Here is an 8369-nt window from a genome sequence, read left to right as displayed (position 1 = left end):
ACGGCGGAGCCCGCGGTGAAGCGGAACCAGTAGGAGGTGGCCGGGCGCAGGCCCCGGACGTCCGCTTCACCGCGGGCTCCGCCGTCTCCCCCGCCGCCCGCACCCGCACCACGCCGGCCGTCGACGCCGCCGCGCCCGGTGTCCGGTTCGGCGTGGTCTCCTGCGCGAACTGGGAGGCCGGCCACTTCTCCGCGTACCGCCATCTCGCCGCCCGCGCCGACCTGGACGCGGTCCTCCACCTCGGCGACTACGTGTACGAGTACGGCAGTGGCACGTACCCGGAGGCGAAGTACACCGTCCGGCGGCACGAGCCGCGCCACGAGATCGTCTCGCTGGCCGACTACCGCACCCGGCACGGCCACTACAAGACGGACGCCGACCTCCAGGCGCTGCACGCGGCCCACCCGGTCATCGCCATCTGGGACGACCACGAGTTCGCCAACGACGCCTGGGAGGGCGGGGCCGAGAACCACACCCCCGGCACCGAGGGCGACTGGGCGGCCCGGGTCGCCGCGGCCAAGCAGGCCTACTTCGAGTGGATGCCGGTCCGCGCGTCCACCGAGGGCACGGTCTTCCGGCGGCTGCGCTTCGGCAAGCTGGCCGATCTGCACCTCCTCGACCTGCGTTCGTTCCGCTCCGCGCCGGCGAAGACCGGCAGCGGTTCGGTCGACGACCCGGCGCGCAGCATCACCGGCCGCGCGCAGCTGGACTGGCTGAAGTCCGGGCTCGCGGGCTCGGACGCGACCTGGCAGCTGGTCGGCACCTCGGTGATGATCTCGCCGATCGCCTTCGGCGCCCTGCCCGCCCACCTCCTGGAGCCGCTCGCCGAGCTGATGGGCCTGCCGAAGGAGGGGCTCGCGGTCAACGTCGACCAGTGGGACGGCCATACGGACGACCGCAGGGAGCTGCTCGGACACCTCACCTCGCGGGCGATCCGGAACACGGTCTTCCTGACCGGCGACATCCACATGGCCTGGGCCAACGACGTACCGGTGAAGGCGGCGACGTACCCGTTCTCGGCGTCCGCCGCGACCGAGTTCGTGGTCACCTCGGTGACCTCGGACAACCTGGACGATCTGCTGCACGTGGCCCCGGGGACGCTCTCGGTGGTGGCCTCGGGCGCCGTCAAGGCCGCCAACCGGCACGTGAAGTGGGTGGACATGGACCACCACGGCTACGGCGTGCTCGACGTGACCGCCGAGCGCTCGCAGATGGACTACTACACGGTCTCCGACAAGAGGGACCCGGGCGCGACGACGGCCTGGGCGCGCTCGTACCGGACGCTGAACGGAACGCAGCGTGTCGAGCGGGTGTACCAGCCGGTGCGCTGATGTGTCCCTGACGGCTCATTAGCGATGCTTTTCAGCCATGATCCCTTCTGTTAACGGGAGATCACATCGCTACGGCGGGTGGCTGATTTCGGAGATCGAATCCGGACACACCACCCGCCACCGTCACCTCGGCTGTTACGCCGAGATCTCAAACTCCGGAAGCAGCACAAGATTTTCTTCCCGATGCCCCGAATTGCACCCTGAATGATTGGGCTTGATCACTCCTCAACGGTGGCTGACATGGACGCGTAATCTCCCCGGCGTGGCGGAGGAAGTTCCTCCCCCCACCCCCCACGAGGAGTCACCATGCGTGCTCTTGCCCGTATATCCCCGCGTATGTCACGTCGGATGCTCGGTACGGCGGTCATGGCCGGAACCCTGGCCCTTGCCCCGCTCTCCGCTCCGGTCGCGAGCGGAACCACCACCACCCTGGCCGGCGCCTCCGCCGAGGAATGCGCCGACGACGCCGGCGCCCTCTCCGGCGCCCGCAAGGCCCGTGGCGCCGACAGCCACGCCCACGAGCCGAACGAGGTCACGGCCGCCAAGGCCGCGGCCATGGACGCCGATTTCCAGAAGAAGCTCTCCGCCGCCCGTTCCGAGGGCCGCCTCAGCGCCTCGGCCGGCAGAGCCGCCGCGGTGGTGAACATCCCCGTCTACTTCCACGTCATCCACTCCGGTACGACGGGCAAGCTCTCCGCCACCCAGATCACCAACCAGATGAACGTCCTGAACGCCGCCTACGCGGGCCAGGGCACCGGCAATGTGAACTCCAACTTCCAGTTCACCCTGGCCGGTACCGACTACACGGACAACGCGTCCTGGTACAACCTGTCCTCCGGCTCCACCGCCGAGAAGCAGATGAAGCAGACCCTCCGCAAGGGCGGCGCGGGCGCGCTGAACTTCTACACCGCCAACCTGGGCGGCGGCCTCCTCGGCTGGGCGACCTTCCCGTCCTCCTACGCCTCGAACCCGTCCATGGACGGTGTCGTCGTCCTCGACGCCTCGCTCCCGGGCGGCTCCGCGGCCAACTACAACCAGGGCGACACCGCCACCCACGAGGTCGGCCACTGGATGGGCCTGTACCACACCTTCCAGGGCGGCTGCAGCGGCAGCGGTGACGGCGTGGCCGACACCCCGGCCGAGAAGAGCCCGGCCTACGAGTGCCCGACCGGCCGTGACTCCTGCACCAACAAGGCCGGTGTGGACCCGATCCACAACTTCATGGACTACACGTACGACGCCTGCATGTACCAGTTCACCTCGGGCCAGGTGACCCGGATGAACGACTACTGGACGGCGTACCGCGCCTGATCCGGCCGAACACGGTGTGGCCCCCGGGGGAACTCCCCCGGGGGCCACACCCGTTCACCGCGGTCCTACAGGCTGTCCAGGAAGGCCAGCGCCACCGACCACGTCCGGTCGGCCGACTCCTCGTCCCAGTCGGGCAGCTCGGGATCCGTGTAGACGTGCCCCGCGCCCGGATAGCGGTAGATCTCCACGTCCGCCCCGGCCTTGCGCATCTGCAGGTACCAGGAGGACAGCCAGTCGTGCGTCTCGAACGGGTCGGGATCGGCCACGTGCAGCTGCACGGGCAGCTCGTCCACCGCGGCCGACTCCGCGAGGTCCGAGGTGCCGTGGAACAGCAGCAGCCCGCGCGCCTTCTCGTCGCCGAGCGCCAGGGTCTGCGCGATCGAGGCCCCGAGGGAGAGGCCCATGTAGACCAGGCCGCGCTCGGAGTACGGGGCTGCGGCGAGGACCGCCCGCTTCAGCAGCTCGTCCTTGCCGATCTCGTCCCGGAGCTCCACGCCCTCCTCCACGGTCCCGACCGTCCGGCCCCCGTAGAGGTCCGGGGTCCAGACCTGATGCCCGGCGGCGCGGAGCCGCTCGGCAGCGGCCTCGACGGAAGGGGTCAGCCCGTAGGCCGAGTGGAAGAGCATGATGTCCATGCGTCCCATCCTGCCACCCACCCCACGGGACTCCGGCCGCACCGCAGGGCCGGGGTCCCGCCGCACCGCGGGCCGGGACTCCGGCCGCACCGCAGGGCCGGGACACCACCGCGCCGCAGGCCAGGGACGCCACCGCACCGCAGGCCGGGGCGCCCGCCTCCCCGTCCTGCCGCCGCCCGCCCCCTCACCGCATGCTGCGCACGTCCAGCTGCCGCAGCACCCGGTCCACCACCTCCGGGTCGGCGCCCGGCTCGCTGCGGGCCGAGAGCACCTCGTGCCGGGCGGCCGACATCAGCTCCCGCTGGATCCGCTGCACCGCCTTGAAGCGCTTCGTCCGCTCCACGAACGCCGCCCGCCGCTCCTCGTCGACCATGTCCGGACTGATCCGCGCCCCGATGTCGTACGCCCCGCGCAGCAGTCGCTCCTGGACCTCCTCGGGCAGCTCCTCGACCTCCTCGATCTCCTTGAGCCTGCGCCTGGCAGCCTTCGCGGCCCGGATGGCGAGATTCCGCTCCAGCACCCGCTCGGCGTCCGCGTCGGCCCGTACCCCGAGCCGCTTCACCAGCCAGGGCAGGGTGAGCCCCTGGACGACGAGCGTGGCGATGATCACACAGAAGGCGATGAAGATGATCTCGTCGCGGCCGGGGAAGGGCTCGCCGTCGTCGGTACGGAGCGGGATGGCGAGCGCGAGCGCCACCGAGGCCACGCCACGCATCCCCGCCCACCACATGACGATCGTCTCCCGCCAGCTGGTCGGGATCTCCTCGTCGATGTCCCGGCGGGTGTGCAGCCGCTTCGCCAGCCAGGTCGCCGGCAGCAGCCACAGCAGCCGGACGCCGACGACCACCCCGACCACGACGGCGCCCCAGCCGAGCATCTGCCCGCCGCGCCCCTCGGCCACCCCGAAGACATGCACGAGTTCGAGGCCGATGAGGCCGAAGGCGATGCCGGTGACCAGGGTGTCGACGATCTGCCAGAAGGTCTGCCCGGCGAGCCGGCCCATCACGTCGTCGGCGTCGGCCGCGTGCTCGGCGAGGAAGAGCGCGGTGACCAGGACGGCGAGGACGCCGGAGCCGTGCAGCTCCTCGGCGAGGACGTAACTCACGAACGGCACGAGGAGGGTGAGGCCGGTCTGGAGGGTGGCGTCGCCGAGCAGCCCGATGAGCTTGTTGGCGAACCAGCCGAGCGCCAGGCCGACGGCCACCGCGACCACCGCGGAGAGGACGAACTCGCCGAGCGCGTCGGGCCAGGAGAAGGAGCCGCTCACGACGGCGGCGATGGCCACGTGGTACAGCACGATCGCGGTGACGTCGTTGAAGAGTCCCTCGCCCTCCAGGATCGACACCAGCCGCCGCGGCAGCCCGAGCGAGCCCGCGACGGCGGTCGCCGCGACCGGGTCGGGCGGGGCGACGAGGGCACCGAGCGCGATCGCGGCGGCCAGCGGAAGACCGGGCACGAGCACGTGGGCCACGGCGCCGACGGCGGCCGTGGTGACGAACACGAGGGCGACCGCGAGCAGGAAGATCGGCCGTCTGTTGGCCGCGAACTGACGCCAGGAGGTCCGCTGCACGGAGGCGTAGAGCAGCGGCGGCAGCACCAGCGGAAGGATGAACTCCGGCGGCACCTCAACGTTCGGTACGAAGGGCAGGACGGCAAGACCGATCCCGACGAGGGTCATCAGGACGGGCGCGGGCAGTCCGAGCCGCTCACCGAGGGGGACCGTCAGCAGCGCGCCGAGCAGCAGCAAGAACAACAGGGCCAATTGATCCACGGGCACACCCTGTCACGTATGTCCGTTTTAACGGCGAGTGCCCCCCGCGTACACCCGCTCGCGGCGGGTGCGACAGGGGGCGGTCGAGCGCTCCTGGTGCCGCGCGGGCCCTACAGAGCCCTTCGCATGGCCCGGTGCGGCATGTCCGCGTCCGGGAACTCGGGGCCGTACGCCTCGTAGCCGAGCCGCTCGTAGAAACCGAGCGCGTGGGTCTGCGCGTGCAGGTCGACGGCGGTCAGACCGCGTTCGCGCGCCACGTCCTCGATGCCCCGCACGAGCGCCGCGCCGACGCCCAGGCCGCGCGCGGCCCGGGAGACCGCCAGCCGGCCGAGCGAGCCCACCGAGGCGTCGGCACCGGTCTTGCCGACCGCGTCCGCCCCGAGAAGGAGCCGGCCGGTGCCCAGCGGCAGCCCGTCCTCGCGCACGGCGAGCACGTGCACCGCGGTGGCGTCGTACGTGTCGTACTCCAGCTCCTGCGGAACGCCCTGCTCCACCACGAAGACCTCACGGCGGACCGCGAAGCAGGCCTCACGGTCCTCGTCGACGAGCGCCTCACGGACGCGGTACGCGCTGCTCACTGGCTCTCCGACGCGATCCGGTCCAGGGCCTTCTGGAGGTCCTCGGGGTACGTGCTGGCGAACTCGACCCACGAGCCGTCGCCCGGGTGCTCGAAGCCCAGCCGGACGGCGTGCAGCCACTGCCGGGTCAGACCCAGGCGCTTGGCGATCGTCGGGTCGGCACCGTACGTGAGGTCACCGACACAGGGGTGGCGGTGGGCGGACATGTGCACCCGGATCTGGTGGGTGCGGCCCGTCTCCAGCTTGATGTCGAGCAGCGACGCCGAGCGGTACGCCTCGATGAGGTCGTAGTGCGTGACGGACGCCTTGCCGTCGGCGGTGACCGCCCACTTGTAGTCGTGGTTCGGGTGCCGGCCGATGGGGGCGTCGATGGTGCCGCTCATCGGGTCGGGGTGCCCCTGCACCAGCGCGTGGTAGCGCTTGTCGACCGTGCGCTCCTTGAACTGGCGCTTGAGCGAGGTGTACGCGTACTCCGACTTGGCGACCACCATCAGACCGGAGGTGCCGACGTCGAGCCGGTGCACGATGCCCTGGCGCTCGGCGGCGCCGGAGGTGGAGATGCGGTACCCGGCGGCGGCGAGGCCGCCGATGACGGTGGTGCCGGTCCAGCCGGGGCTGGGGTGCGCGGCCACACCGATCGGCTTCATGATCACGACGATGTCGTCGTCGTCGTGGACGATCTCCATGCCCTCGACGGGCTCGGCCACGATCTGCACGGGCGCGGCCGCGCCCGGCATCTCGACCTCGAGCCACGCGCCGCCGCTCACCCGCTCGGACTTGCCGACGACGGAGCCGTCGACCTGGACCTTCCCTGCGGCGGCCAGCTCGGCCGCCTTCGTACGGGAGAACCCGAACATACGGGCGATGGCGGCGTCGACGCGCTCGCCCTCCAAGCCATCGGGAACGGGCAGCGTGCGGATCTCGGGACTCGTACTCACTCGTCGAGTATGCCTTGCCCCGAGGTACTCGGGTCTCGCGGCCGGATCGGCTCAGTCCTTGTGGACGGTGCCGTCGGGGTCCAGACCCCGGAACGACAGGATCACGATGAGGATGCCGCCGCAGACGATCGCCGAGTCGGCGAGGTTGAAGACGGCGAAGTGCGCGGGGGCGATGAAGTCGACGACCGCGCCCTCGAAGACGCCCGGGGAGCGGAAGATCCGGTCCGTGAGGTTGCCCAGCGCGCCGCCGAGCAGCAGACCGAGCGCGATCGCCCAGGGCAGGCTGTAGAGCTTCCGCGCCAGCCGGATGATCACGACGATCACGGCGGCGGCGATGCAGGTGAAGATGATCGTGAAGGCCTCGCCCATGCCGAACGCGGCACCCGGGTTCCGGATGGCGTCGAAGCGCAGCCAGTCGCCGATCACCCGGATCGGCTCACGGCCCTCCAGCTTGGCGACCACGAGCATCTTGCTGCCCAGGTCGAGCAGGTAGGCGAGGACGGCCACGACGAACAGGGCGAGGATCCTGCGCCTGCCCCTCGGCCGCTCCCCGGGGGCGGCCGACCCGTCGTCGGGCGTGGCCGTACCGTCGGCGGCCACCGTCTCGTCGGAGGCGGCCGGCTCCTCGGCCCCTGCTGAATCCGGCGTACCGATGATGCGCTCCGCCTCTGCCACGTGAGTGAGTCCCTCGACCTCGATGCCTGACCGTGCACCGAGGGTACGGCACAGGCGTACGAGACCGGCAGCCGAGATCACCGGCCGCGCCGCCCTCCGCCGTCAGGTTCGGCGCCGCCCTCGACCGTCAGGTGGGCGCCGCTTTCCGCCGTCAGCCGCGCAGCCCCCCGGCCGTCAGCCGCGCAGCCCCCGGCCGTCAGCTTCGGCGCCGCCCTCCGCCGTCAGCCGCGCCGCTCCTGCCGCTGCTTGTCCTCGACGCAGAGCGTGGCCCGCGGGAAGGCCTGCATCCGCGCCTTGCCGATCGGCTTCCCGCACACCTCACAGAGGCCGTAGGTGCCCGCGTCGAGCCGTTCCAGGGCGTGCTCGGTCTGTTCCAGCATCTCCCGGGCGTTGGCGGCCAGGGCGAGCTCGTGCTCGCGGGTGATGTTCTTGGTGCCGGTGTCGGCCTGGTCGTCCCCGGCGCCGTCGCCCGAGTCCCGCATGAGGCCGGTGAGCTCCTCCTGGGAGTGCGCGAGCTCGCTGCGGAGCCGCAGCACCTCGGACTGGAGTTCGTCGCGGGCCTCGGTGACCTCGGCCGGGGTCCACGGGTCCTCCCCGGGACGTACCGCGAGCTCGCCGGTCCGGGCGGGAGGCACGGCGGCCTCGTCCCCGGCGGTCGTGACGCCACCCGCGGTCTTCTTCGCTGCCACCGTCCTGGCTCCTGTCTGCTTCTTCTCGGCGGGCGCCTTCGCGGCCGCCTTCCTCGCCGCGGCCTTCTTGGCGGGCGTCTTCCTGGCGGCGGCCTCCGGGGCGACCGTTTCCTCGGCGACCGCCTTCTCCCCCGCGCTCTTCTTCACGACGGTCTTCTTCACGGCGGCCTTCTTCGCGGTGCTCGTCCTCGTGGTGGTCCTCTTCGCGACCGTCGGCGGCTCCGTGACCGTCGTCGTCATCCCGGCCACGTCCTTGGCGCCCTCCGCCGAACCGGTGGAACCGGCGGCCGAGGGCTTCTTCGCGGCGGTCTTCTTCGCCACCATGTCGCGGCCCCTTCACATTTTGTGATCTTGCTCGCGAATCGTGCTGGGACGATAAATCGGCCCAAGGCCCGCGGCAACGGGGCACGCCGCCGTTCCCACCCGCCCCCGCACCCTGTC

At 71.4% G+C, this 8369-nt stretch carries 8 protein-coding genes; 2 read left to right on the top strand and 6 right to left on the bottom strand.

Annotated elements, in window-relative coordinates; all coding sequences use genetic code 11:
• Together AOK00_RS29055 and AOK00_RS29050 are read left to right on the top strand one after the other, a co-directional pair.
• The coding region (locus tag AOK00_RS29055; RefSeq protein WP_055603210.1) for an alkaline phosphatase D family protein at nt 1-1331 on the top strand (1331 nt) is incomplete at its 5' end.
• 336 nt (nt 1332-1667) lie between these two features.
• Entirely contained in the window at nt 1668-2642 is a 975-nt protein-coding gene (locus tag AOK00_RS29050; protein ID WP_254047547.1) for a zinc metalloprotease, read from the top strand.
• Between the two features lie 65 nt (nt 2643-2707).
• Here the strand turns inward: AOK00_RS29050 and AOK00_RS29045 are convergent, their stop codons facing one another.
• The 6 genes from AOK00_RS29045 to AOK00_RS29020 form a co-directional block, all read right to left on the bottom strand.
• Nucleotides 2708-3277 (bottom strand): dienelactone hydrolase family protein, encoded by a 570-nt coding sequence (locus tag AOK00_RS29045; protein WP_055603208.1) that lies wholly within the window; start codon nt 3275-3277, stop codon nt 2708-2710.
• A gap of 184 nt (nt 3278-3461) precedes the next feature.
• A complete protein-coding gene (locus tag AOK00_RS29040) occupies nt 3462-5048 on the bottom strand; it encodes a Na+/H+ antiporter (RefSeq protein ID WP_055603213.1) in 1587 nt (528 codons plus the stop codon).
• A 110-nt stretch (nt 5049-5158) separates the two neighbouring features.
• Nucleotides 5159-5626 (bottom strand): GNAT family N-acetyltransferase, encoded by a 468-nt coding sequence (locus tag AOK00_RS29035; RefSeq protein WP_055603207.1) that lies wholly within the window; start codon nt 5624-5626, stop codon nt 5159-5161.
• The gene (locus AOK00_RS29030; RefSeq protein ID WP_030314534.1) at nt 5623-6564 is read right to left on the bottom strand and encodes an RluA family pseudouridine synthase; all 942 of its coding nucleotides are present in this window, start codon (nt 6562-6564) and stop codon (nt 5623-5625) included. Before AOK00_RS29030 ends, AOK00_RS29035 begins: the two co-directional genes overlap by 4 nt.
• Before the next feature lie 51 nt (nt 6565-6615).
• Complete coding sequence (lspA, locus tag AOK00_RS29025) at nt 6616-7239, bottom strand: signal peptidase II (RefSeq protein WP_055603212.1); 624 nt, start codon at nt 7237-7239, stop codon at nt 6616-6618.
• A gap of 221 nt (nt 7240-7460) precedes the next feature.
• On the bottom strand, nt 7461-8252 hold the full coding sequence (locus AOK00_RS29020; RefSeq protein WP_063886684.1) for a TraR/DksA family transcriptional regulator: 792 nt from the start codon (nt 8250-8252) through the stop codon (nt 7461-7463).
• Nucleotides 8253-8369 lie beyond the last annotated feature (117 nt).

Source organism: Streptomyces aureus, from assembly GCF_001418135.1.
GTDB classification, from domain to species: Bacteria; Actinomycetota; Actinomycetes; order Streptomycetales; family Streptomycetaceae; genus Streptomyces; species Streptomyces aureus_A.
The sequence above is the reverse complement of the archived record's forward strand: the minus strand, read 5'-3'. Positions and strand labels throughout refer to the sequence as shown.

Bases quoted from the DNA above. Each gene is read 5' to 3' on its own strand.
- AOK00_RS29050 (WP_254047547.1), top strand. From the start codon at position 1,668: ATGTCACGTCGGATGCTCGGTACGGCGGTCATGGCCGGAACCCTGGCC.
- AOK00_RS29045 (WP_055603208.1), bottom strand. From the start codon at position 3,277: ATGGACATCATGCTCTTCCACTCGGCCTACGGGCTGACCCCTTCCGTC.
- AOK00_RS29020 (WP_063886684.1), bottom strand. From the start codon at position 8,252: ATGGTGGCGAAGAAGACCGCCGCGAAGAAGCCCTCGGCCGCCGGTTCC.